The sequence below is a fragment of the Chryseobacterium sp. Leaf405 genome (genome assembly GCF_001425355.1).
Taxonomy (GTDB): domain Bacteria; phylum Bacteroidota; class Bacteroidia; order Flavobacteriales; family Weeksellaceae; genus Chryseobacterium.
This window is the reverse complement of the sequence record NZ_LMQN01000021.1, coordinates 78,005-103,353: the sequence shown is the minus strand read 5'-3', so window position 1 is coordinate 103,353 and position 25,349 is coordinate 78,005. Positions and strand designations below refer to the sequence as shown.

Genomic DNA, 25,349 nt, shown 5'->3' with positions numbered 1-25,349 from the left:
AAATGTCTTCAAAAAATTCAAAAAATGCCGGGAGAAAACCCGGATCAAGAAACACAATCAGACAAGAACTGAGAAAGGAACTCACAGAGTTATTTATGGAACAGTTTACTAAAGAAGTAAGAAACTTTCCTGTTATGGATTATGAGAAGAGAATGAGATTACTAATTGGTATTTTACCCTATGTTTTACCAAAAGCAAATCTTACACAAGAAGAGAGTGAGATACAAAATCTCATTTATGAAAAGATATATCCTGAGTTCAGAAAATTAAGCACATACCTTAATGTAATTCCAATGGATAAAAAAGCAACAATTTTGCTGTCTTTTGTAAAAACTCTGAATCTTACATCTACTCAGCAAAACAATCTTGCAAGTACCATTAATAAAGGGAAACGAAAACCATAGAGGGGTAGGACAAGCACAAAAGTAGAGGTTTACATATTAGTAAACCTCTTTTTTATACTTTTCAATACTGATGCACTATTTACCTAGGACAAGTGCAAATTATACCTAGAAACTGACACTCTTATCTATGAGACTTTCAAATTACACTAGGTGAGATCTATAATTTTTTATTTTTTGAAAACTTAAAAAGTACAGTAATATTTTTTACCCCACCCTTTAAACAAGAAAATGCAGACAAAAATCATTACTAGGTAAAGTACATATTGCTGAAATTTTTCCGGATTTAAAAGTTAATATTTTATGTCAGTTTTTAAAGATTATTATTTACGAAATCTTTAAGATCCATCTCTATGAGAGAGAACCCTAATTGCCAAACTGGCTCTGTTTGCCACTTCTCCCCTTTCAAACTTACATAACAGCTCTCAACCGTTTTAATCCATTCATCTAATTTTTTCACATCTGGATCATTTGGAAATTTAGAACTTAACGAACCATACTCTTTCTTTGCATTTTCAATATTTCTTTTTATCGTAGGTAGAGCGGAATTTCTATCCGTATTTGAGTTATCAGAATCTTTTATCACCCTAAAATCATAACAGATATTCCAAAGGTTATTACTAGCAATTAAATATTCTTTTGTACTTGTACTCTGACAAAAGAGAGATGAGGTAAACGAGAAAAGTAGAATTAAAAAAATTGTAATAGTTGTTTTCATACTGATATTATAAAAGATTAATAGATTTATATTCTAAGGTTTTACCTATTTGACCAATTTATCGTTTATCCATTCTTGTAAAACGACTGGACTATTTTTTGAGGATTTATATTCTCCTTTTCCATTTCTCAAATTATGATACCAGCTCCCATCATAAAAAGAACCATCTTTCCAAGTATATATACCGTTACCGTGTTTTGTTCCATCCAACCATTGCCCATTGTAAATATGACCATTTGAATAAGTCATTTTTCCAAGACCATTTGGTTTACTTCTTAAAACTTGTCCATCATAAATATCTCCATTATCAAATTTAATAATTGCTCTTCCTTCGGGAACACCATTAATAAATTGCCCTTCATAGATATAATTATTAAGAACAACCAGTTTACCATATCCATCTTGCATATCATCAATCCACTGTCCTTCATATTTTGTTCCGTCTAATTTTGTATATTTTCCTTGCCCATTTCTTTTACCTTCTTTCCAAGATCCTTCATATTTTGTCCCATCTAATTGTGTATGTTTTCCTTGTCCATCCGGAAAATTATTTCTCCAGTAACCCTCGTAAGTATCTCCACTTTTAAGTACAATTTTCCCATATCCATCTCTTTCATCATTAATCCAATTTCCATCATAGACAGAGCCATTTTCATAAATACATTTTCCTTTACCATTCATTAAACCGTTCTCAAAATTCCCGGTACATTCTTCATAAGGATTTTCGTATTTTATATTTCCTTTTCCGTGTAATTGACCGTTGAAAATCTCTCCTTTATAAACATATACTATATTATCATTTTCAAAAACTTTTAATGTACCTATTCCATTTACATAACCTTTCTTTGAATTTCCATTCCATTCAACTCTTCTGTCTTTGCAGTTAGTAGTAAAAAATTTTGGTTTATTCTCTGTAAAACATTTTTGTGCATTAAGATTGTTGACACTAAAGTTCGGAAATAAAAATAATAGTAAAACAAAGACTGTTTTATATTCTATTATTTTTTCTAATTGATGCAGTAAGTAAGCTGTTCCCATATTTTTTAATTTTTAAAGCTATTAAAACGCTATAAAAATTCCTTACGGGAAACCGTAGTAGAAAAAAAACAGCGTATTCAATTCACGCTGTAAGTAGAGGCTCGGCAAAGCCATATAGAACAACGGAACGAATACGCCTTTACAGGCGTACTAACAAATCCGTCTTGTTCTATAATTGAAATTTTGCCGATTTCTACTTACAAGACTATTTTAGTACGAATATTATTTTACCAAATAATTTGGTTTTTATTTTCAATTACAAATATAAGTAAACCGAAGAATATAATTTTATAGAAATTAAAATTTGACAGACGAAAATCAGAAGTAGATTTTAAAGATTTGACCTATCTGAATTTTCGAAAGCCGATTTTTGAAAATCATAGTAACCTCATCTGCCATAATATAATCTAATTGTAATTAAGTTATAAAACGCAAATCAAACAGTAAATTATAAATTTGAGAAAACTAAACTTTTTACGGTTAGCCGTAATATATTTATTCACAATAATCATATTTTTATATAAAAAATAATAATTAAAATTAATAACCATATATAAAAAACTTTTAAAATGAGAAAAAGCGGTTCAGAATGGAGAAAATGGGATTTACACTTTCATACACCATCATCTTATGACTACAAAAACAAAGGAATTACTAATCAAGAAATTATCGACATATTAATTTCAAATAATATTGAAGTAGTTGCTATCACCGATCATCATTACATTGATGTAGATAGAATTAAAGAACTCCAAAGGTTAGGAAATGGAAAAGTTACAATCTTACCGGGAATAGAATTTAGAGCAGAACTAGGAGGAAGTGAGTCTATCCATTATATCGGGATTTTTTCAGAAAAATCTGATATTTATGATATTTGGATTAAAATTCAATCAAAGTGTGGAATTACTGCGAAAGATATTCAAGATAAAGGAGGAGATAATAATATCTACTGTGATTTTAAAGAAACTTGTGATCTAATTCATAGTCTAGGTGGTCTGGTTTCTGTTCATGCAGGAAGTAAAACAAATACTGTTGAAAATATTACTAATTCATTGCCTTATAAAATGGCTCAAAAAAAAGAATTAGTTTTGGGTTACATTGACATCTATGAATTAGGACAAGAAAATGATCAGAATGATTATAACAGTATTGTTTTCCCAGCAATAAACCAAAGACTCCCAATGATTATATGCTCTGACAATCATGATATCAAAAACTATATTCCCAAACAAAGCCTTTGGATAAAAGCAGAGCCAACATTTGAAGGTTTAAAACATATTATTTATGAACCTCAAGATAGAGTGAAAATACAAAATCATAAACCTGATTTTAAAGAGGATAAACTAATAATTGATTCAGTAAAATACATCTCAAATAATAATCTCTTTAATTCTGCAACAATTCATTTAAATAAAAATTTAAATGTCATTATTGGTGGAAAATCTTCTGGAAAATCTATTTTGCTGTATAATATTGCAAAAACCTTAGAAATGGATGATGAGGTTTCCAAAATAACAAATATAAATGGTGATGAAAAATATAATTTCAGAGAAAAAGATAAAGACTTTGATTTTGAAGTTACTACTTTGTCTGGTGCAACTAAAAGGTTATATGATGGAGAAAACTCAATTATTACAAATATAAAATATATCCCTCAAAACTATCTGTCAAAACTTGCAGAGCCTACTGAAAACAAAAAGGGAAATGAACTATTAAAATATGTCAGAGGTTTACTGCTAGAATCACCTGAACATTATGAAAAATATAATGAATTTTTGTATAATATCCGCTCTAATGACGAATTACGCAACGACATTATTGATAACTATTTTAAGATAAAAAATTACATCAGTGAGAAAGAAAAGGAACTCAAAGAACTTGGAAATGAAGAAGCATTAAAAAAGAGCATTGAATCAAATTCTAAAAGGATTGAAGAATTAAAAAAAGGATTAGGTTTAAGTGAAGAACAAATCAAAGAGTACAATCTAAAAAAAGAACAACTAGAAGTAATTAATTCTGAAATTAATAAGACTAATGAGGACTACAAAAGAATAACAGGTTTTAATACGGAAGTTATTAATGCCTTACAAGAACTAAAGAGTAGAAAAGCATTAATAGAAAAATCTATTAATAAAGAAGAAGTAAAATCCCTATTTAATTCAAAATTTGACTTCATAGAGCAAAAATTTGATGAACTTACTTCTTTTAGAGATCTATTAAAAATTGAAGAAAAACGATTCGTTAATGATAATCTGTTTAAAACTATCTATAATAATTATGCAGAAAGAAGACATGGCATAAATAAAGATCTGGAAGAATATCAAAAAAATGAACAAATTAGGGTGGAGACTTCCAAAATTGAGAAAACAGTTAGTGATGACAAAATTACATTACAAAAAACACAAAAATTAAAAGATGAAATTATTTTAAATAAGCAGGAACTTCAAAAAGAAAAGGAAAAACTATTTAAACTTTATACAGATAATTTCAACGAATATCCTAAAATCGTTGAGATCTTAAAAGAGAGAGCATCATTGACAGAAGAAGACAAATTAATAATTGAAGGTTCTGCAAAATTTAATGCATCAAAGTTCAATAAGAGAATAAGAAGCATTAGTGATTTAAGAAGTTTTCCGGAAAACAATTACCCTCTTTTTAAGGAGAAAGAAGATTTGATACTATTTGATAATAATACTCACTTAAACCAAATAAAAGAATTATTTTCCTCAATAGTAGAAAAACAGGATTTCGTTCTTAACTCTGAAAACAGAAGAAACCCTGCAAATGCAGTAAAAGTTTTATTGGATGATTATTTTGTAGATTATTGGGAAACATTATATGATGGAGATAAAATGGATAAGATGTCTACAGGAAAAGCAAGTTTCGTTATTTTAATGCTCATCATTGGTTTAAGCAATTCAAATGCCCCTATACTTTTAGATCAGCCGGAAGACAATTTAGATAACCGTTCTATTACAAAAGACTTAGTAGAATATCTAAGAAAAAAGAAATTAGAAAGACAAATAATATTAGTTACCCACAATGCAAACGTAGTTGTAAATGCTGATGCCGAAAATATTATTATTGCACATCAAAAAGGTCAAAATGATAAAGAAACTTCAAGCATTTATACTTTTGACTATATAAATGGAGCAATTGAAGAAACCAAACAATACGATAAAAGTGAAAAAGATTTGTTGAAAAGTATGGGAATAAGAGAACATATCGCAGATATTGTTGAGGGAGGAGAAGAAGCATTTAGAAAGAGAGAAAAAAAATATGGTTTTAAATCTTAGATATTATGATAAAATATCAGCAATTTTTTAGTAAATACCGAATCAGTTTTGTAACAATTATAATATTGTGCTCAAAAATTTCTGCTCAAAAAGTCTACTATACCAAATTTAAGAATGATGCCGACCTGGTTATTTACATTACGAAAGATAAAACCAAAGCAGATCTAATTGTAAAAAATGTTTCGCATGATGATGAGGTAAAACCGGGATTCTGGAAAGAAGTAAAGTTGAGAGCTGATGCAAACTTAGTTGTTTATATCGCCGACAGAAATACAACTGATCTTAAGAAAGTTTATTTTACAAAATTTGAAGATGAAGTTAAATTAAAATCTCATTAATAAATCTACACGTATAACATTTAATTTATGCCTATATATTTTACACCAGACGGAAGATTAATTTCTTGGTACAACGAAATAGCAATAAATAAGTACAGACCCTTATTATCTATAGAATTGATTAAAAAATTTGGAAAAGGAAATTACTCACTAGATGAGATGAAAAACATTCTTTTTTTCTCATTAGATTGGTTTGAAGAAAAATTTCTAGAAGTAATCAGGTCGCAAACTGATTCAGCGTTTTATCTAGGATTATTTTTTTTACATGATTACTCTTGCGATTTTCATTCTGAAAATCCAAATTATTCTCCAATAGCTCAAATGAGAAATCAAGACTTCGCCGTTTATCGAAGAGTTTTAAAACTATGTCTTACACAAGCATGTGATTTAGAACTTAATTCCCATAGACATGGAAGTGAACATTACCTTAAAGAAAAAGAATTGATTATTGATGAATTACTATACTTAGGTGATTTTATGTTTACAATCTCTAATCTTTTAGCTGAACAACATTTGGTAGAAGATTGTATAGATTTAAAATTTACGGATGAGGATCTATTTTATTTCGATCATAAACATCATTACGAAATGATTTTTAAAGAATTTGGAACTATGCATCCAGAACACTTAAAAGAAGCAATAATAGACCAAAATCATTTCAATGAATTTAAAAACGCATTTAAAAAATGTTTTGAAACAGATTTTAATAACATTCCGGCAACACTTCAGGAGATTCATAATTCATTAGAAGGAGGGCAATATAGTTTTATAGAATGGAAATATTTCGCCATAAACCTAAACCATTTTTTTCAAGTACCAATTGAGACTGGGAACATTATATTTGATGGACTTACATTGTCAAAAGATAATAAAATGACAATAGATGAAGAGGTTTACAAACCTCAATTAATTAATAGGTATCTATACAGACCTATTCTTGTATGGAATGTAGATGGTAAGGATTATGCTATAGTAGGTAGACAATCATTTAATGAGAGTATGGTTTCACTGTCCACAAATGCTTTTGGCTGGGATAAATATCCTATTGAGTGGAAAAGTACATGTTTCGATAATTACATAAAATCAGTGTATATAAAAAATGATAAAATACTAGAAGACGCTATTGAAGAAATCCTGAAGGCAAACAATATTATTTATGATAGAAACATAACAAAATTAAAAAAGTGGAACAATAGAAACATAAATATACATAATGATGACTGTGGAGAATTAGATTTTGTTTTTATTCTAAATAATAAAATTTACATAGCAGATAGTAAGCATTTAATTAGTCGATATGATATGAATAATTGGAAAAACGATTATGCCTATTTTGAAACAAACAAAAAGAACTATAATAAAACAATGAAAAGAAAACTAGATTTTCTATCTAGCAATAAAGATGCATTACAAGAACACTTTCAAGTGCATTTAAATAACCGACTGTACGAATTTGGAGAATCTAATCTAGAAGGCATTTTTATAATTAATACTCCAACCTTCATAATGTATAACAATACTTATAGACTGTATACACTTAAATGGTTTAAAGAAGTAGTTGAAAATACATTTCAGGATAAAACTTTTACTGTCGTAATTGACGAAGATGACCACATGAAAATGATAAATGTAGGATATCCATATTTTAGGAAACCAGATTATAAAGTTTTTGATTTTGATATAGAAGAATAAAAATTGTTCGATCTAGTCAAACAATATTTTCAAAACTTTTGTATTACCGGGAATATGCCGGGAATGATACAAAAGCAAAAATCCGTAAAATGTTTTTAATCAACATGATACGGATTTTTTATTGTAGCGAAGACGGGAATTGAACCCGTGACCTCAGGGTTATGAATCCTGCGCTCTAACCAACTGAGCTACCTCGCCTTTTTCGTGGTGCAAATATAGGAAAATATTTGCTCCCACCAAATTTATTTTAACTTAAAATATTCTAAAACATCACCAACATGTTCTGGTCTATTGATTATCTTATTGTTAGCATCTAAAATAAAATATGTTGGAGTTGCATGAACATTATAGGTATCAACATAACTGCTGTTCCAGCCCTTCAATTCTGAATCATTTACCCAAGGGAACGCGGAGATTTTCTTGGTATAAGAATCCTTGTCTACATCTAAAGATAATCCTACAATCTGAATATTTTTAGCTTTTAAATCAGTATACTTTGCCAATAACTGCGGAAGTTCGGTCTCACAATGTGAACATGTAGATGACCAGAAAACAATGACTTTTTTATCAGCCTTAATATCATACAAAGACTTTGCAGTGGTATTAACAGCCGATTGGAATTTATTATTCGGGAAAACAGCGCCAATTTCAACATTTGCATTAGATTTTAATGTTGATGCAAGTCTGTCGGTGATTGTACACTTAAGATTTTTAGCAAGACTAAGATATTTATCTTTATATTCTTTCATATCATACACGTCAAAAATATCTATCAATTCAGAAAGAACAGTTTGTCCACGTGGCGTTTCAACTTTTAATCTGTCAAGCAGTTTGTCTACAGAAGCACCAACATTGGTATTCCCTCCTGTATTTAAATAACTAACTAAAATAGGTCTTAACAGTGATGACGTTTCCAGCATATCATTAGACTTATCAATAAAATTGATAATCTCTTCCTGTGTTGCTTTTTTAGAATTATCGTTGGAAAGATATTTAGCCGAGTTTGTGTTATAATAAAAAATAAAAGGGTGCTGAGCCTGGTCGATATTACTTGAACCACCGGAAAGTCTGCTAATCTCAGCTTTCAGCGCTTTTCCGAACTCTGTATTATCTTTATAATACTCTTTGATCTGTGATAAAGCAGGCAATATTAGTTCTTTCTTCTGAGAACCTTCTTGAGTTTTACTCATAATATCATTTGCTTCATCGAGATAAACAATGTTGGTCACTTTATTGTTTTGCGTCTCAAGCTTTACATTAACATTTTTATTTTCCGAAATAAAATTAAAAGTATTATTTGATCCCGGAAAATATACTTTCATCATCCCCATATAATTTTGAGGATATTTAAAAGTCCATGTGTTGTTTTTAGCTTTTTCTTGTGAAACAATAATATCTTTAGAACCATTTAAAGTATATAAAATAGCATCCTGATCTTTGAATTCAGCTGGTGCCTGAATAGAAACTGTAAATTGTGCCTGTAATGAAAATGCAGCTAATAATGCCGATACTGTAAAAATCTTTTTCATAACGTAAAAATAAAAAAACTCTCCGACTAATCAGAGAGTTTAATATTATTTTAATAAAATTTTATATATGTTTGTTTGCATATTTTTTAGTGAAAAATACGATCAACATCACTGCTATAATACCTAAAGCTAAGATATACATATCGATGGGCGATGCAGGAGCTCCAGGTCCCACAATACCACGACTAGTTTCTTCACCAGGTGCCGGAACAGCAGGTCGCGACTGAGCACTAACCATTAAAATTGCAAAAAGAAAAAAAGTTGATATTAATTTATTTAAAGCTTTCATATTATCTCAATATTTTTGTGTTAACGACTTCTCCTTTGTCAGAGACTACTTTTACTACATAAGAATTTTTAATTTTACCGTCAAGCTCAATTACAAAATCTGTAGAAGCAGCAACTGCTTTTTTAGAGATAACTAGTTTACCACTCATATCATAAACTTCAATATCTGCTTTTTTCCAATTAGGGTCAAATCTTACAATATAATTCTCAATACCAGGATTATACACCACTACCGTTCTTGATGATGGAGATTTACTTTCACTAGCAGCTAACACAACATTACTAGGTTCACCATAGTATAAATCATATTCTGTACCAGCAACAGGAACTACTGCTCCTTGAATAGCTTGTTGTACAGTTCCGTTTGCAGCTTTATAGTAAAAACCAATTCCACTAGACAGAGCATGCGTTCCATTACTTACTAATTGAGCATTTTCTCTGATTTCAAATTTATATGATTTTACTTTTGCAAGATCATAATTAACTAACTTAATATTCTTTCCTTGAAAGGTATTTTCGTTAGCCTCATTAATATATAACCAGTATTGGTTTGTATAGTTAGTATCATATCCTCCTGCTAAAGCTTCCTCATAAGTACCTAACAAATCACTTGTATCTGCCTTAACCTGAGTTTTTGCTTGTGTAGCAGAGTGTCCCGTTGTACCAGCAGGATATACAACATAATAAGTTCTTGCAATTTCGTTACCATTGTTATCTAGACCGATAACGGCAAGCTGTTTAACAGATCCGTTACCTGCAGTATTTTTATTAGCAGCAACATTATAAGCAGTACCTGCGTCTCTTGTATAATAATTAAATCTTCTTAAATTAGCAAAATTTAACTGATCCGTAGCAGCATCACTGTTAAGTTTAATAACAAATGTTCCCATTGGTCTTACCGACATATAATCGACATCTCCTGTAGGAGCTCCGGATGCAAAAGTCACGAATTTATATGCTGAACTTCCAACAGCAGTAGTTCCGCCAGTAGTGGTCTGAACTGCATTAGGAGAAACTTCAAGTCTTACCCCTTGGATTGTTGTTAAATTTACTCCATCTCCATTTGCTTCGTTTACAGCAATTTGTGACAAATCAAGATTTGTAAGGAATGGATTTGCAAACTGATACATATATCTACCATATGTTCCCTGCCAAGGTGTCGTTACAAACTCGTCCTGAACATAAGTATAATATTTCTCATTGTACTGATTGGTAGCATTCCCATTTGTACCAAAGTTAACTGCAGCAGCAGCACCCTGAAGTGTAACAGATGTACCAATATCAGTCAAAGGGCGTCCTTTAAGTGTTCTTGTAGTAGTACTTAGATCTAAACCAGAACCTCCTAACATATAATAAGTATACCCCGGAAGTGCTGATCCCAACTTGGACCAAGTCGGAAAATTAACAGAAACAATATTAGTATTGTTTGCAGAAAGAATTTCATTTTGGGAATATCTCACATTAGAAAATGTTTTCCCCAATTCAGTACTTAAAGTAGAAGCTGACTTATCATAGAAAGGTAATCCTATCTGCTGATAAGAGCCGTGATTGATTGCTTTAAATTCCTGATCAACAATACCTGTAAGATTTGCCTGAGGTATGTTAGAAATGAATAATTGTCCATACGTGTAAGCTGGAGCAACTAAGGGATCATTCACGTTATAAGTTGCATAAGCTCCCGGCTCATTTAACTTATTAATGAAATTGCCACCACCATTGGATTCTGTTTTATCAACATCTGAAGCATCAATGGTTCTAAAAGAATCTGTTGCACTACCAGTAACCATAAAATTACCGTGATTTTCAACAATTCCATTTCCTTTCATCTGTAAGCCTCCTCCACTGTAAACCAGTGTACCTTTGCTTACATACGTAGTGGCAGCGTCATCAACGTGCACTAAAACATTCTGCGCCTGAACAGAAGTAATGGCTAATAAGCCAATAGCAAATAAACTTTTTCTCATTGTATATAATTATTTGTGTGTTAATACAATATCTCAATTGCAAAGTTATGTTTTTTTTATTAAAAAACAAAAACATTTTATTTATTAACAAAAATATTATCTCCCGTTAATATGATTTCCTTCTCTTCACCTATTGAAAACATATAATCTTCCAGCACTTTTTCAGTTGTTCCACGAAGTCCTCTTGCTCCCAAACCTTTCTCCATTGTCTCTTCCACAATTTTTTCAATTGCTTCATCGGTAAACTTCAAAATGGTACCATCCATCTTAAAAAGTTCTACAAATTGATTCACAATAGAGTTTTTCGGCTCCTTCATGATTCTTACCATTACTTCTTTCGTGAGTTTATCAAGATAAGTGATGATTGGAAATCTTCCCAAAAGTTCGGGAATTAATCCGAAAGTACGAAGATCGATCGCATTAATATTTGTTAATACATAATCATCTTCATCAACTTTATTGATTTTTTCAGAACTGAAGCCTATTGCCTGCTTGTTCATTCTTCTTTCGATAATCTCTTTGATACCGTCGAAAGCACCACCTGCAATGAAAAGAATATTTTGCGTATTCACCTGAATATATTTCTGATCAGGATGTTTTCTTCCTCCTTGTGGTGGAACATTCACAATACTTCCTTCCAATAATTTCAACAGACCCTGCTGAACTCCTTCACCTGAAACATCTCTTGTGATACTTGGGTTATCAGATTTTCTCGCAATTTTATCAATTTCATCAATAAATACAATTCCTTTTTCTGCTTTTTCTACATCGTAATCTGCAACCATTAATAATCTGGACAAGATACTTTCAACATCTTCACCAACATATCCGGCTTCCGTTAAAATCGTTGCATCCACAATACAGAAAGGAACATTTAATTCTCTTGCAATTGTTTTTGCCAATAAAGTTTTCCCTGTTCCCGTCTCACCGATCATGATGATATTGGATTTTTCCAGCTCTACTTCTCTGTTTTCGTCTTTTGCATGAAGCAATCTTTTGTAATGATTGTAAACAGCGATTGACAATTGTTTTTTTGCCTGATCCTGACCAATCACATATTGATTAAGAAATTCTTTAATTTCTTTTGGTTTCTTAAGGTCGTTTATATTTTCTGCCGGAGAATATCCTGCCTGGGAAGCAGCACCGTCTTTTACAATAACATGAGCCTGCTCGATACAGTTTTCACAAATAAAGCCATTCTGACCGGAAATCAACATCTGAACTTCATTTCTTTTTCTTCCGCAGAAAGAACATTGGTTTGAATTCATTTTTATATGTAATATATAAGGTAAAGAAACTCGTAAAAATGAGCTTTACGAGTTGTTGTTATTTTAAGAATTAATTATTGAGTTTTGAATTTCTGTGTATTCTTCGCCCGTTAATTTTAATCTTTCATTTTTAAAATTCATATCTTCCACTTTATTAAGCGGAATCAGATGAATATGTGCATGAGGAACTTCCAATCCTACTACTGCAACTCCAACTCTCACGCAAGGTATTGCATTCTTTATCTTCTTTGCAATTTCCTGTGTAAAACCCCAAAGATTTTTATACTCATCACTTTCAAGATCGAAAATAAGATCGACTTCCTTCTTTGGAACAACTAATACGTGTCCTTTTACTAAAGGCATAGCGTCCAGAAATGCGATAAAGTTTTCATCCTCAGCAATTGTATAAGCCGGAATGTCACCATTAATGATCTTTGTGAATATAGTACTCATTTTTTCTAAAGATATTGGAGATTAGAAGTTAGATTTGGATTTCTTCATTAATTATAAAGTAATGTCTAATACTTCAAAAGACAGTTTGTTTCCGTTGGGTAACGTGATATCAGCCGTTTCGCCAATAGCTTTTCCTAGTAATCCTTTTGCAATAGGAGTATTTACAGAAATTTTTCCTGTTTTGAGATCACTTTCATTGTCAGGTACCAATTTAAAAATCTGCTCTTGGTTGGTAACATTATTTTTAAGTTTCACCGTTGTAAGGATGGAAACTTTTGAAGTATCTATTTGGCTTTCATCTATAATTTTAGAAGAAACAACAACATCTTTAAGTTTAGAAATTCTCATTTCAAGCATTCCCTGCGCCTCTTTAGCTGCGTCGTACTCTGCATTTTCAGACAAATCTCCTTTGTCTCTTGCTTCAGCGATTTGTTGAGTAATTTTTGGTCTTTCTACAGTTTCCAACTGTTCCAGCTCAGCTTTCATTTTCTCTAACCCCTCCTTTGTAACATAGCTTGCCATAATTTTCAAAATTTAGTTTTAGTATAAAAAAATAATCCGACATTTGTCGGACAATGTTTTCGAGTTGTAATCGTTTAATTTCTACAAATATATAAAAATTTAAATTGAAATGAAAAAAACTTTTTCTATATTATCTATCATCATTTTATTGATTTTCAATACTTTAATTATAAATTCTTGCGGTAACAGAAATGACACCGTAAGCTGTTTCCCAAGCAATCCTATTAATGTTACCTTAAATCTCAACCTTCCAGCCTACTATGATCTTACCTACAGTGGAGGATGGAAATATATTAATGAACAGCAATCAGGATCGAGAGGGCTTATTGTTGTACGTTCAGGAAATGATTTTAAAATTTATGACAGAAATGCTCCTCATATTTGCCCAGACAGCAACACAACACTCGAAGTAAAAAATGGAAATAGCATTATATGCCCAAAAGATAATGCACAATGGATTTTACTGACAGGACAGCCAACCGCAGTTGCCAACGTTCCACCGAAAACGTATTTATACACGTATAATCCGGCGACAAATAATTTAAATATTTATTTTTAAAATGAAAACCGCAGAAAATTTTCTGCGGTTTTATCTAATTATTTTATTTTTTCAAATATCTGAATTCGATACCCAGTTACGAATGGATAATATAATTCTAATTTTTTACCATTTAATTTAAAATGATGATCCGGATACATTCCTTTACATTCCAACCAAAATAATTTATCAGGATTTGTTTTTTTAAAATGATAAATACCTTTAGAAATATAATCAGCATTAGGATGCCATTCATTACACAAACTTAAATTTGAAGTGAAAGTACTATCCTTGTTTATTGTAATTTTTTTTTTCACTAATTATTTTCGTTTCTTTTAAAGAAGAGCGTGTTGCGTAAGTATTATCACTTTGAATCTCACCAGTTACTCTCCATATTCCAATAATTTTATTTTGTAATGAATTACAACTACAAAATACTAATAGTGAAAACATTAAGGTAATATTTTTATTCATTTTTATTTATTTAAGATAGTCTATTATAATACATTTTTCCATAGTTTTTTTAACATTATACACCACAATACTATTACAATTGTGTAAGAAGTTAAATAAACATAAAAATTTTGATCGATAGGTTGGTTTTTGTAAATAAATAGTCCTCTCAATTCATGATCATTTAATACAATACCTAATATAATACTTACCAAAATAATGAAAAATAAATTTCTAAATTTTTCAAAATAAAATGTTATTAGATTAAATAAAATAAAATAAATAGTAATACAAAATAAATTATAATTTTCAAAAACGTGGCTTATAATTCGTATTACATATAAGAACCAGAATTCAGTATTGAGTTGTATAATACACATTATTGTAGCCATCAATATTGAAAATAAAAATATTGATGATATGTAAGTAAAAAGATAATAAAATTGTATATAATTTTAATGACATCCTAAAGCTGTTATTGGTTTTTCATTCTTTTTCAAATGTTGTTGCGTCACTACTAATTTCAGGAAAATTAGGATGTCGAACATAAATTTTGCCTTCTCCATCGGAAAATTTGAATTCTATTTCAGATTGTCTTTCTCCAAAACTATCTGTATCTTCATCATATGTCAAAATTTTATATTTCAGATCACAGTCATTTACGTCTCTAAAATCACATTTTAAAGTTTCAATTATTTTAAATAGAATATATAATTCATCTTTATTTTCCTTTCGAATGTTTAAATCTATAAATTCTCCTGTGATATTATATTTAATAGGTACATACCAATCTACTTCATCAATAGGTAGATTATATGCAAAGAAACTTAATTCGTATGAACAGTTGTTTTTATTTATTTGGGAAAATGCTGTTTCATAAATAAAAAACATAGTAATTAAAATGAATATTCTTGTTATATTTTCATATGTTAAATTTAATCCATCTTTTAAATAAATACCAATTTAACATGCCCATTAAAATTGTAGTAATAATAAAAAGAATATTATAATTTCCATTATCAAAAAAATAAATTGTTTGTTCTATAAGTTGTTTCTGGTATCTTATTAGCATTCCCTCCTCTATATATTTATAAAACCGCAGAAAGTTTCTGCGGTTTTTTCTTATGGATTATTCGTTTATAAAATTCACTGATCAACTCTTCTTTCTCTTTAGTTTTTTTATTAGAGTTTATAATACTGATTGAAAAACTTGCTCCAATTGGACTATATCCAAGATTTAAACAAGCAGTATTAATTAGATTTGCTGTTAAAATAGAAGCATAAGAATCCGATAATTTATTTTGCTTTATATAATTTTCAGCAAATTTCAAATATTTAGGATTGCTGAGTTCATTATTAATTTTATTGGCATCTTTTTTTGTCGTGACTTTTTTTAATTTTAATAATTCTTTCATATATGATAAACTATATAAACTCATTCCAAAATTATTTTTCAGTTGTGCAAAATCTATATTATAATTTACCATTTGCTCTTTTGTTAGATGTGAAACATCCATCAATAAAGTAATTTCTTGTTTATTTTTTTTCTTGTAAACAGAAATTTTAAATCTATCTTTTGGATAAGGATCGGTTGTTAATGGAATGCTATCCAGACTTTCTAGTTTTATTACTATAAAATCGGATGGGTTGTCAATTACTTCCCAAATCTTATAATGATTTTTATATTTTCTTGTATCAAATGGTTCTATAGAAAATGTTGTTGAGGTATACAAAGTGTCATGAGATTGCTTATATACATGCATTTCATCGGAACCAACAAAATAATGAGCTTCTGAGAAGGTTTGTGAATTTATTAAATTAAGAAAACTCAACAATAGAATTATGAATAAATATTTTTTTTTCATATGATTGTAATTATTTAATATTGTAATCTTTACCTTATCAATCATACAGATATTATTTTTATTAAAATTTTAATCCCTCATAAATACACATCAGTATGTTCTTAATCACTTATTAAGCAAAACTTTACTTTTTCCATTTATGTAAGTTTCGACAAAAATCGTTTCAAAAAATCCGTTTTTTCTTTGTCTATAAATGGTTTTAGTTGAATCAGAATCACTTTCATTATTTTTTACATACTTTTTAAAAGTACTAATAATTTCATTTTTACTTTTTACAATTTCTATTTTACCTTCACCTGTAATTTCTCGATCTTTAAATTTTAGTAATGGGTTTGGCGGTAAATCTCTATCAACTATTGGGAAATTTCTAGACTTTATAAAAGTTCTATATGTCAATAGCGTTCCTATAAATTGTTTTTTTTCACTTAATCGAATATAATAATTCATAGCATATTCATCATCTTCATAAAAATACGCGTCCTTTAAAAAAATCTCATAATTGTATTTTCCGATTTTAATTTTCTCCGTTTTAGAGATTTCTTGTGCATAGGATAAAGAAAAAATAACGCTGAAAAATAGTGTATTAAATAATTTCATAATCTTTATTTTAAGGTGTACATTCCCAAATTCGAATTGACTTTATTCCTCTAGCAACGTCATTGACTTTTGCCATATTAAGATTTACACAAATGGCATCAAACATTATTACATCAACATATTCTGAAGCATTTTTATTTTACTAAACTCTTAAAAATATTACCTAATACTATCAATAACAGCAACTCTACTAGCTTCCTGACTTCCATAAATTTTGAAATAAACCTTGATAATATCTTCAATATGACCATTTTTAGCATTCTTATATTTCATTCCAAATACAGGGAGTTTATCTGAATCTGTCAAGGGGAAAGAATAGATAGTATCTTTTTTGAGATTGCTAAATGAGAAAATTGTTGTTATTTCCTTAAAATTATTCTTTTTATATAGTTCTAAAATTTCACTATCTTTTTCGTCAAAAGGAATCACATATTTAGATTGGTAAAAATCATAACCTTGTATAGAATACGTAGTATTCATTTTTGAATGAGTCTTAAAAAAAATAGATTTATCTATATTTTTATAATCTATATGAATGGCATGATTATTAGGTTTCTCTTTTACTTGTAATTTTTGATTGCAGCTAACAATTGCAAGAAGCAATACAATAAAGTAGTTTTTCATAATTATTTACTTTTTCAAAACCTTAATATTTTTTGGTTTTCTACAAACTAAGAATTTACATAAATCTTTATCTAAAAGATAATTTATTTGTGATGAAACATATTCAAGATTATTACCTGGCAAATCACTATAAATTCTATATTTTACAATATCATCAATAAAATTTTTAATAATTTTTTCATCAAGCAAACTAACATTATTTTTATCGAAGTTCTTTATTCCCAATAAATACACATCGGTATATTCTTGTTTAGATGAAAACATCATCGGTACTTTTTGATGGACTTCCATAAAGATATCTTGACTTGTTAATAATACAATAAATGGTCTTGATTGACTGTAGCTTGAATTAATGTAGTGATAGGTAGAATATTCCTTATTATCAATGCTTTTAACATAATCAGTTATTTCACATTTTATATTTTGTGAAAAGATTGCTATAGATAGACAAGAAAAAGTTAGAATAAGTATACTTTTCATATGTATTATTTTTAGTTTAGCTCCCAAAAGTCAATGTATAAGATATCTCCGTCAAAAAAATGACACCCCGCTTTACAGGTTCCGTTAGGATATAGAATGTCTGCGTGACCAGAAGCCCATGGACTATTTGGCGGTGAAACCAACGAAAATATACCCTTTTTATTTTTAATTAAATTAGGGAAATTTTTTCCGCCTACACCACCATCTAATTTAGTAAAGTTTTTGTGTTTAAGATTTGTTGGTGAAATTCCAAAGGTTTTTCTCATCCATGCATTTAATGCTTTAGCATTTAGAAAATAGTATTTTCCATCTGCTCCTTTTAGCGTTTTTCCAGGAATATTTGGTATTATGACACCTGAATAGTTTAATGCTCTCGACACTTTTAACGCACAACCATTTTGAGTTTCTACAGGATAATCTTTTACACTTACCCAATCCGGTCTGTATATTTCTGGTGACATATTTGTATACTTATAATCCTTCAACCAGTGTTTTAAAATATTTATTATTAAAACTCTAAACCCGCAGAAAGTTTCTGGGGTTTGTTTTACTTATCAAACTTAAATTCAGTAATTTTACTATCTATACATTCATTTACAATAATATCATAATTTTTATAATATTCAGTGTTAAGCATTAAAACTTCATAATGATTTTTTTCCTGATAGGTAATAAATTTATAAATACCTTTTTTCTTATCAATCGGAATAATTGTTAAATTAAACTCCATTTTAGAATTTGGCTCTGAATATTTAATAATCAGACTATTCTTTTGTTTTTCTAAAGAATCTATATCGTAATCTGTAATTTCCGATGAACTTATTTGAATAGTATTGTCATCAATTAAATATTTTCCATCATTCATTCTATCGCAAGGAATATATAAATAATATTTTCCTATATATTTATAAAGGGGAAGCCATTTTGAATTTAATCCCAAGGCTTCAATTTTTTGTATTTTCCTAGTTGTATCAAAATTTGAATAATTAATCAGAGAATTATATTGTTCGGAATTTCTATCCTTTACTATATATATATTTTGATATTTATCTTTTTTTATAAATACAGTGTCATTTGATTGTGAACATGTAGTTATAAAGAATAGTACAAAAAGAAAAGAAGAAAAATATTTTGTTTTATTATTAATCATAATTATTTACTTTTTCGAATCATTGTTATTATATAATCATATTCAGTACCAGCTCTGTAAGCAGTACAATATGTTTTTCCTGTAAATATTCTTTCTGGATATTTATAATATAATTTATTTTCTGGATTTGCACCTTGATTTATTGGATCAGTTCCTGAAGCATTATCATAAAACCTAAAAAAATTCCCTTTTGAATCAGTTCCCATTCCTACAATCACAACAAAATGATTAGTTGAACCATCAATATTTCCAGGACCTCCTACCGCATCATCTATTCCAACAATAACAGGTATTCCATGAGATAAAGCGTATTTTATATAACTTACTCCTTTATACAGATCATTCAAATTTACTCCATTTTGTTCTGTATAAATTTGAAAGGTCTGTTTATTCCCCTGTGAATCAACATCATAATAATTTGAAATTTTATAACCTTTCTTTGCTATTTGAGCTTTAGCATAATCCATACAATTTTTTCTAATCCCAGGTGCATTCCAGCCTACAAAGTCAGAAACAGGAATAACATTGTTTACAGTTGACCATTGAGTTTGTTGATTTTCAAAATTAAAATCTTCAAAATCTGTTTCATCATAATTTCCTGATTCATTATCGTTAAAATCAATACTTGCATTGGGTTCAGAAGAGTATCTATTAAATAAAAGTTCATCAAGAGAAACATTGGAGTTTTGATTAAGGAAATTCATAGCCCACTGTTGAAATTGCAAATCAGAGTTTACAAAATCTGTCCAAAATTCCGAGTTCAAGAAATCAGGATTGGTCATTGCATAATTTACTATCCATAATCCAACAGATTTTACATCCGGTGAGACCTCTCTCGGAGCATTACAGTCAAAAGTAAAAACTTCATTATTTGTTAGAAACCTTGTCATTTCCCCTCGCAGTGCATTTTGTTCAGATGCATTAATGAAAGCCAGCTGGTTTGAGTTTAAATCTAATGCATCCCAATGCATCCCAGTTCTTTCACGACACATTCCCCATTTTGGATAATTGGGAACCGGAATTGTTACTCCGTAATCTCCATTATTATTTCCACCTGGAGATGGATTATTATTTCCGGGATTTGTGTTCCCGCCACCACCACCTCCGCCGCCACCTGCCGGGCAATTGTTGAAAGAGGTAATGTAATCAAAAGGCACATGATATCCTAAGCTTGGACAGTAAGCCCCATTGGTATGATGACCTCCCTCTCCACAATCTACTGTAGTTGCTTGTATCTCTATGCAACCATCCGTAGAACTAATGGTAGTAAACATCATTTTCCCACTAGAAGTAGTATCAATGAAGTCTAAATTAAAAACTTCTATATTTTTTTTATTATAGCTGTTCGCCCCAATTCGATGATATTGGTACAGATATGATTTAAAATTTTGCTCGCCCACTTTTCTCTGCAACACCAAATTCTCAAAGATATCTTTTTGATTGTTTCTATATACAGGAAATGTATAGGAAATTACATTTCCATCCGTCGTTTCCATGGCATAGGCAGAGTCTATTACAGCACCATCCAGAATATTTTTTCCTGTTGATATTTTTTGAGAAAGAAGACTTTCGTTTTTGCTGAATTTTTCATTAAGCCCATTAATTTTTTGAAATTCAATCGGAGAAACTTTACGGGAAATAAATTGGGAAGAAGAGCCCGTAAGATTTACAGGATTGTCTTTTTCTGAAAGGTCTTCTGTTCTGCAACCGAACAGTAACAAAACTACTGCAAATAAAAGCAGGTAATAATTTTTTTTCATCATATTTTGATTTATATTTTAACGGCACAAATATAGTTTATAATTACATTCCATACTGTTCTATTTTCGGGAATTTCACGCCCTTTTATCGAGCGAAAAAATTTTATTCAAATCGTTAGAGTTTTTGCTACTTTTGTTATAAATATATTCTCATTATGAACATTCAGGTAGGAAGTAAAATAAGAAGACTCAGAGAAACGAAAGGTTTTTCTCAGGAAGAAATGGCGGAAAGACTACAAATTTCACGCTCAGCATATAGTAGAATAGAAAACGGAGAGACAAACTCTTGGGTTAATCATGTTGAAAAATTAAGCAAAGAATTAGATATAAAACCTGAAGATCTTTTTATTGGCGCAGATAATCTAATACAGAATAATCAAGATAACGAATCAGTAATTCAGAATAATACTAACAACGATACCCATATCACTATTAATCAGCTATCTGAAAGAATGATTGAATTGTATGAAGAACGTATTAAGGAATTAAAAGAACAGGTAGAATTTCTGAAAAATAAATTAGACAGTAATTATTAATGAAAATCGTCATACAAAGAGTTTCCGAATCCAGCGTAAAAGTAGACGGAGAAATTGTAGGAGAAATTGGGAAAGGGCTGATGCTTTTAATAGGCATTCATGAAAACGATGAAAAAAGCGATGCCGACTGGCTTGTTCAGAAAATTTTAAACCTGAGAATTTTTGGTGATGAAAACGACAAACTAAATCTTTCTGTACAAGACATCAAGGGTGAGATCCTTTGTATCAGCCAGTTTACTTTGATTGCAGATTATAAAAAAGGCAACCGACCATCTTTCATTAAAGCAGCAAAACCGGATAAAGCAATTCCTCTTTTTGAATATTTTAAAGAAGAAATAGCAAAATCTGGACTTAAAACAGAGAGCGGAATTTTCGGGGCAGATATGAAAGTTTCATTAATTAACGACGGACCGGTGACAATTGTGATGGATTCCGTTACAAAAGCTTAAATTTACAGCAGATTATAATTTAAATCAAACAATGAAAAAAACCTTAATTACTTTAGTTCTTCTTTCAGGAATGAGCTCTGCATTTGCTCAAAAAACGTATACCGACGACCAAAAAGCATCTTATTATATCGGTCTCGATATTGCTCAAAATCTTAAAAGACAAGGATTTCCTATAGATGCAGAACTTTTGACTCAGGCACTAAAAGACGAGTTTTCAGATAAAGCAAAATTATTCTCTAAAGAGGAAATGGGACCATTTCTACAGGGTTTTATGCAGAAGCAGAATGAAAAAAAACAAGCTGAGGCAAAATTAAAAGCAGAAGAAAACAAGAAAAAAGGAGCAGAATTTTTAGCAAAAAATAAGCTTAACAAAAATATCAAAACAACAGCTAGCGGCTTACAGTACGAAGTGTTGAAAGCTGGTGACGGAAAAACAAAACCTGCCGCTTCAAGTACGGCAAACGTTATGTATACCGGGAAACTGATGGACGGAACAGTTTTTGATTCAACAGATAAAAATGGTGGAAAACCAGTAGAACTGAACCTTTCCAGTGTTATTCCGGGATGGACAGAGGGAATTCAGCTAATGACAAAAGGTGCAAAATACAGATTCTATCTTCCTTCAGAATTAGCATACGGAGACAACGGTGCAGGCGGAGTAATCCCTCCGGGAGCAACACTTATTTTTGATGTAGAATTAGTAGATTTTAAATAATCAAGCTAACACTCATACAACAAAAACGACTTTCAGGAATTCTGAAAGTCGTTTTTTCAACAATAATAACTTTTATAAAATTAATTCGCAGGAATACTGCTGAAATTAAGTGCTATTTTAATGTTCATATCAGAACTTGTCTGGTTTTTCAATTCGTAAACCGTTCTTACTGTAAGCCCCGTACTTTTCACCACTTCATCTAAAAAACCTGAATTTCCAAGATCAAGATTTAAGCTTGACGCATCGGTAGAAATATTGGATCTTGAAGCAACCAGTCTTTCACCCGTTCCGCTTGAAGAAACATACACTTTAATCGATTTAAAAGCATTAAGACTTCCGCCCGAAGGAGAAACTACAGAAACTTTTGCATCGGAAATTCTTACATCTTTAATCTTTGCATTGTTATTACCACCAAACCAAGTCTGAACATTGGTAGCAGTAGATGTAGAAGAAACCTCTTTATCCGCAGGAACTCCCGTGGATACTAACACATTGGCAGTATAGGGAAATGTATTCTGAACCAACGATTGTACGGTACCGCAACTCACCAATGCTACTGAAGCCACCGCCGCTGTCAAAAATATATTTTTCATAATGATAAATTTTAAAGTTTTGTTTGCACAAATTATACCAAATCTGTTGAAATTATTCTAAGCTCACCGTAAAGCTTCCTTTCGTATTTCCTGAAGCCATATTGCTTTTTCCGATCATCAGCCAGACTTCTCCTTTCCCCTTTACATCATAAGTAATTTCTCTGCCGAAAGGTCCGTCGTAATCACCATTCGGTAATTTGATCTGATTAAATCTGATATTAAAATCTTTTTGTTTGGTATTGATTTTTGCCTTAATATTTGGTTTGTCGAAATCTGTTATTTTTAAAATAAATTCCTGATCATCTTTCGTAAATTCTTCACCCAGCGTCAAAGGAAACTGTTCCGCATCTACCATTCTGATGATTTGTCCCTCTTTCACATTTCTCATCACTCCGGTTTTCAACACTTCTTTGGTTTTCGGAGCATTATTGATAACAGAATCCTTTAGCCGAACAGCAGCAGAATCCATTTTCAACGCAGTATCGGGTTGTTCCGTAATCACAATTGAATCTTTTCTCTCCGCAGGTTCTACATTGGGATCTTTCTTACATGAAATAATGATCAAAGGGATTAGCAATAAGGATTTTTTCATACTGTTTATTTTAAATGATACTGTTTTTAAGCTAAAACCATTCCATTACTTAGTTTTTATTCTTAAAAAATTATTAGAATTTCGATTCAAACGGTTTTATTTCATCGTTTGATAGTACAAAACTTTAGATAAAAATTTTTCTTCCTTCTGAGGTTTTACTTTGTTTAAAATTTCAGTCTTTAGTGATGAATCATTCTTCTGTTCTGCATATTCTAAAAGCAATTTTTCACTGAAATTAACTTCGTCACGATGATAACTTATATCAAAACTTTTACGTCTCATATTTTCGGAAGTGATGATTCCGCCCCAATTGATGTAGCTGCAAATGAGTATTACACCGTAAACGTACCAGGTCATCGTATTGAAAAGGAAAGCGTTTCTTTTCTTCGTCTGAATTTTAATGAAAGTCATGATCAAGCCAATTAACGATAAAATTAAAAACCCATAAACGCCTAATCTTTTATAGGTAAAACCGTAATTCATAATGTATTCTGAATTTTTTATCATCGCAGAAATTACCAGAACGGCATTCAGAAAAATCCAGATGTTGACTAAAATTTTCATTTTTCCGGCTTTCGGATCAAAGTTAAAATTAGATTTAAAGTAAAACATAATCACCAGAATTGCCATTACAATCGACATGATGACCGCATTGACTCTTTCATGAGTTTCTTCAGAAAGCTTTACGGACGTTTTCGTTACTTCATAAAACTGTTCATAATTGTAAGTAATGATAAAGAAGATCAACAAAATATTTAATGAAAAGAAAGAAATAACGCCGCTCATTCGTTCCGCATCCAAATCAAGAAAAGAGTACGTTGGTTTTTGGATTTTATCTTTTTCCTTAAAATCATTATCCAACATATAATTGTTTTTGTAGATGAATTTTTCGACCGCATAATTCCAGTAATTAAAAGCAATAAAAAATCCTAAAGCAATCATCGCAACAAGCTGCCAGAAATTAATATCTAATTCGAAATCGGTAAAAAGACTGGCAAAATGATCGCTTCCTGCAGAATAAATTCCGAAGAAAACAGAAATTAAAATCAACGGAATTAAAACAAAAGCCAATGTTTTCTGCCACAATCCGGGAACATTTTTTTTCGGAAGCCATTGATCAAAACTGAAAACCCGGCAAAATGAGGTCATACAATTCAATACAAAAACGGGAATCAGAAAAAGGATCTTCATTCTTCTGTTTTTCGATTTGTATCCTAATAGCAAAATTGAACTTACAACAGCTAAAAAGGAAGGAAAATCGCCATACCATGCAAAAGCTATACTCGACAAAATGCTCGTTACGAAAAGAAAAAGAAAGGTTTTGGTTTTATTTTTTTCCGGCGTTTTAACAAGCGTCAATATGGCGTAGATTATTCCAATAATACCAAGATTCGGTCCGACATTCTGATCGTAAAATACAATGACAAATAATAAGGTGGTAAGAAATATATAATGATGTGTTTTCATGTTGTTTTAATTAAAAGATTTAG

Annotated in this window: 28 protein-coding genes and 1 tRNA gene; 8 read left to right on the top strand and 21 right to left on the bottom strand. The window is 30.3% G+C overall.

Going from position 1 to position 25,349, the window contains the following annotated elements:
* Window positions 1-2 precede the first annotated feature (2 nt).
* Window positions 3-404 carry a hypothetical protein gene (locus tag ASG22_RS20515; RefSeq protein ID WP_055988621.1) on the top strand — a complete coding sequence of 134 codons (402 nt, stop codon included), beginning with the start codon at window positions 3-5 and terminating at the stop codon, window positions 402-404.
* 310 nt (window positions 405-714) lie between these two features.
* On the opposite strand, the gene ASG22_RS20510 is transcribed toward ASG22_RS20515, so the two are convergent.
* On the bottom strand, window positions 715-1,119 hold the full coding sequence (locus tag ASG22_RS20510) for a hypothetical protein (protein ID WP_055988619.1): 405 nt from the start codon (window positions 1,117-1,119) through the stop codon (window positions 715-717).
* A gap of 45 nt (window positions 1,120-1,164) precedes the next feature.
* The gene (locus ASG22_RS20505; RefSeq protein ID WP_055988617.1) at window positions 1,165-2,157 is read right to left on the bottom strand and encodes a hypothetical protein; all 993 of its coding nucleotides are present in this window, start codon (window positions 2,155-2,157) and stop codon (window positions 1,165-1,167) included.
* Window positions 2,158-2,726: 569 nt separating this feature from the next.
* Here ASG22_RS20505 and ASG22_RS20500 point away from each other — a divergent pair.
* From ASG22_RS20500 to ASG22_RS20490, 3 genes are read left to right on the top strand one after another with little or no spacing between them, the layout of a single operon-like run.
* Window positions 2,727-5,453 (top strand): TrlF family AAA-like ATPase, encoded by a 2,727-nt coding sequence (locus ASG22_RS20500; protein ID WP_055988615.1) that lies wholly within the window; start codon window positions 2,727-2,729, stop codon window positions 5,451-5,453.
* Between the two features lie 5 nt (window positions 5,454-5,458).
* Complete coding sequence (locus tag ASG22_RS20495) at window positions 5,459-5,791, top strand: DUF6150 family protein (RefSeq protein ID WP_131726227.1); 333 nt, start codon at window positions 5,459-5,461, stop codon at window positions 5,789-5,791.
* Between the two features lie 27 nt (window positions 5,792-5,818).
* The gene (locus ASG22_RS20490; protein ID WP_055988610.1) at window positions 5,819-7,483 is read left to right on the top strand and encodes a hypothetical protein; all 1,665 of its coding nucleotides are present in this window, start codon (window positions 5,819-5,821) and stop codon (window positions 7,481-7,483) included.
* A gap of 124 nt (window positions 7,484-7,607) precedes the next feature.
* Here ASG22_RS20490 and ASG22_RS20485 read toward each other — a convergent pair.
* The 7 genes from ASG22_RS20485 to greA form a co-directional block, all read right to left on the bottom strand.
* A tRNA-Met gene (locus ASG22_RS20485) sits at window positions 7,608-7,681 on the bottom strand.
* Between the two features lie 44 nt (window positions 7,682-7,725).
* Window positions 7,726-9,012, bottom strand: coding sequence for a peroxiredoxin family protein (locus ASG22_RS20480; RefSeq protein ID WP_055988608.1), 1,287 nt, complete (start codon window positions 9,010-9,012; stop codon window positions 7,726-7,728).
* Between the two features lie 61 nt (window positions 9,013-9,073).
* On the bottom strand, window positions 9,074-9,301 hold the full coding sequence (locus tag ASG22_RS20475) for a hypothetical protein (protein ID WP_055988606.1): 228 nt from the start codon (window positions 9,299-9,301) through the stop codon (window positions 9,074-9,076).
* Window position 9,302: 1 nt separating this feature from the next.
* Window positions 9,303-11,264, bottom strand: a complete 1,962-nt coding sequence (locus ASG22_RS20470) for a T9SS type A sorting domain-containing protein (RefSeq protein WP_055988604.1) — start codon at window positions 11,262-11,264, stop codon at window positions 9,303-9,305.
* Between the two features lie 77 nt (window positions 11,265-11,341).
* Window positions 11,342-12,532, bottom strand: a complete 1,191-nt coding sequence (clpX, locus tag ASG22_RS20465) for an ATP-dependent Clp protease ATP-binding subunit ClpX (RefSeq protein WP_055988603.1) — start codon at window positions 12,530-12,532, stop codon at window positions 11,342-11,344.
* Window positions 12,533-12,595: 63 nt separating this feature from the next.
* Window positions 12,596-12,985, bottom strand: a complete 390-nt coding sequence (locus tag ASG22_RS20460) for an HIT family protein (RefSeq protein ID WP_055988601.1) — start codon at window positions 12,983-12,985, stop codon at window positions 12,596-12,598.
* A gap of 51 nt (window positions 12,986-13,036) precedes the next feature.
* Window positions 13,037-13,507 (bottom strand): transcription elongation factor GreA, encoded by a 471-nt coding sequence (gene greA, locus ASG22_RS20455; protein WP_055988598.1) that lies wholly within the window; start codon window positions 13,505-13,507, stop codon window positions 13,037-13,039.
* Between the two features lie 109 nt (window positions 13,508-13,616).
* Between greA and ASG22_RS20450 the strand changes: the two genes are divergently transcribed.
* Complete coding sequence (locus ASG22_RS20450) at window positions 13,617-14,066, top strand: hypothetical protein (protein ID WP_055988596.1); 450 nt, start codon at window positions 13,617-13,619, stop codon at window positions 14,064-14,066.
* A 38-nt stretch (window positions 14,067-14,104) separates the two neighbouring features.
* Here the strand turns inward: ASG22_RS20450 and ASG22_RS20445 are convergent, their stop codons facing one another.
* The 9 genes from ASG22_RS20445 to ASG22_RS20400 all read right to left on the bottom strand — a co-directional run bounded on the left by ASG22_RS20445 (window position 14,105) and on the right by ASG22_RS20400 (window position 20,977).
* A complete protein-coding gene (locus ASG22_RS20445; protein WP_055988594.1) occupies window positions 14,105-14,362 on the bottom strand; it encodes a hypothetical protein in 258 nt (85 codons plus the stop codon).
* A 622-nt stretch (window positions 14,363-14,984) separates the two neighbouring features.
* Window positions 14,985-15,389, bottom strand: coding sequence for a hypothetical protein (locus ASG22_RS20435; RefSeq protein ID WP_055988590.1), 405 nt, complete (start codon window positions 15,387-15,389; stop codon window positions 14,985-14,987).
* 197 nt (window positions 15,390-15,586) lie between these two features.
* On the bottom strand, window positions 15,587-16,408 hold the full coding sequence (locus tag ASG22_RS20430; RefSeq protein WP_055988588.1) for a hypothetical protein: 822 nt from the start codon (window positions 16,406-16,408) through the stop codon (window positions 15,587-15,589).
* A gap of 60 nt (window positions 16,409-16,468) precedes the next feature.
* The gene (locus ASG22_RS20425; protein ID WP_055988587.1) at window positions 16,469-16,960 is read right to left on the bottom strand and encodes a hypothetical protein; all 492 of its coding nucleotides are present in this window, start codon (window positions 16,958-16,960) and stop codon (window positions 16,469-16,471) included.
* A 159-nt stretch (window positions 16,961-17,119) separates the two neighbouring features.
* A complete protein-coding gene (locus tag ASG22_RS20420; RefSeq protein WP_055988585.1) occupies window positions 17,120-17,584 on the bottom strand; it encodes a hypothetical protein in 465 nt (154 codons plus the stop codon).
* 6 nt (window positions 17,585-17,590) lie between these two features.
* Window positions 17,591-18,064, bottom strand: coding sequence for a hypothetical protein (locus ASG22_RS20415; protein ID WP_131726226.1), 474 nt, complete (start codon window positions 18,062-18,064; stop codon window positions 17,591-17,593).
* Window positions 18,065-18,075: 11 nt separating this feature from the next.
* Window positions 18,076-18,525, bottom strand: coding sequence for a T6SS effector amidase Tae4 family protein (locus ASG22_RS20410; RefSeq protein WP_055988581.1), 450 nt, complete (start codon window positions 18,523-18,525; stop codon window positions 18,076-18,078).
* A gap of 86 nt (window positions 18,526-18,611) precedes the next feature.
* Window positions 18,612-19,214, bottom strand: coding sequence for a hypothetical protein (locus ASG22_RS20405; RefSeq protein ID WP_055988579.1), 603 nt, complete (start codon window positions 19,212-19,214; stop codon window positions 18,612-18,614).
* Window positions 19,215-19,216: 2 nt separating this feature from the next.
* The gene (locus tag ASG22_RS20400) at window positions 19,217-20,977 is read right to left on the bottom strand and encodes a hypothetical protein (protein ID WP_055988577.1); all 1,761 of its coding nucleotides are present in this window, start codon (window positions 20,975-20,977) and stop codon (window positions 19,217-19,219) included.
* A 152-nt stretch (window positions 20,978-21,129) separates the two neighbouring features.
* Here ASG22_RS20400 and ASG22_RS20395 point away from each other — a divergent pair, with 152 nt between their 5' ends.
* The 3 genes from ASG22_RS20395 to ASG22_RS20385 are packed head-to-tail and all read left to right on the top strand — an operon-like array spanning window position 21,130 to window position 22,674.
* A complete protein-coding gene (locus ASG22_RS20395) occupies window positions 21,130-21,510 on the top strand; it encodes a helix-turn-helix domain-containing protein (RefSeq protein ID WP_055988575.1) in 381 nt (126 codons plus the stop codon).
* Window positions 21,510-21,959 carry a D-aminoacyl-tRNA deacylase gene (gene dtd, locus ASG22_RS20390; RefSeq protein ID WP_055988574.1) on the top strand — a complete coding sequence of 150 codons (450 nt, stop codon included), beginning with the start codon at window positions 21,510-21,512 and terminating at the stop codon, window positions 21,957-21,959. The genes ASG22_RS20395 and dtd overlap by 1 nt, the downstream gene beginning before the upstream one ends.
* A 31-nt stretch (window positions 21,960-21,990) precedes the next feature.
* Entirely contained in the window at window positions 21,991-22,674 is a 684-nt protein-coding gene (locus tag ASG22_RS20385; protein WP_055988573.1) for an FKBP-type peptidyl-prolyl cis-trans isomerase, read from the top strand.
* Between the two features lie 80 nt (window positions 22,675-22,754).
* Here the strand turns inward: ASG22_RS20385 and ASG22_RS20380 are convergent, their stop codons facing one another.
* The 3 genes from ASG22_RS20380 to ASG22_RS20370 all read right to left on the bottom strand — a co-directional run bounded on the left by ASG22_RS20380 (window position 22,755) and on the right by ASG22_RS20370 (window position 25,326).
* Complete coding sequence (locus ASG22_RS20380) at window positions 22,755-23,267, bottom strand: hypothetical protein (RefSeq protein ID WP_055988571.1); 513 nt, start codon at window positions 23,265-23,267, stop codon at window positions 22,755-22,757.
* A 52-nt stretch (window positions 23,268-23,319) separates the two neighbouring features.
* A complete protein-coding gene (locus ASG22_RS20375; RefSeq protein ID WP_055988569.1) occupies window positions 23,320-23,859 on the bottom strand; it encodes a hypothetical protein in 540 nt (179 codons plus the stop codon).
* A gap of 96 nt (window positions 23,860-23,955) precedes the next feature.
* Window positions 23,956-25,326, bottom strand: coding sequence for a DUF4153 domain-containing protein (locus ASG22_RS20370; RefSeq protein WP_055988567.1), 1,371 nt, complete (start codon window positions 25,324-25,326; stop codon window positions 23,956-23,958).
* Between the last annotated feature and the right edge of the window lie 23 nt (window positions 25,327-25,349).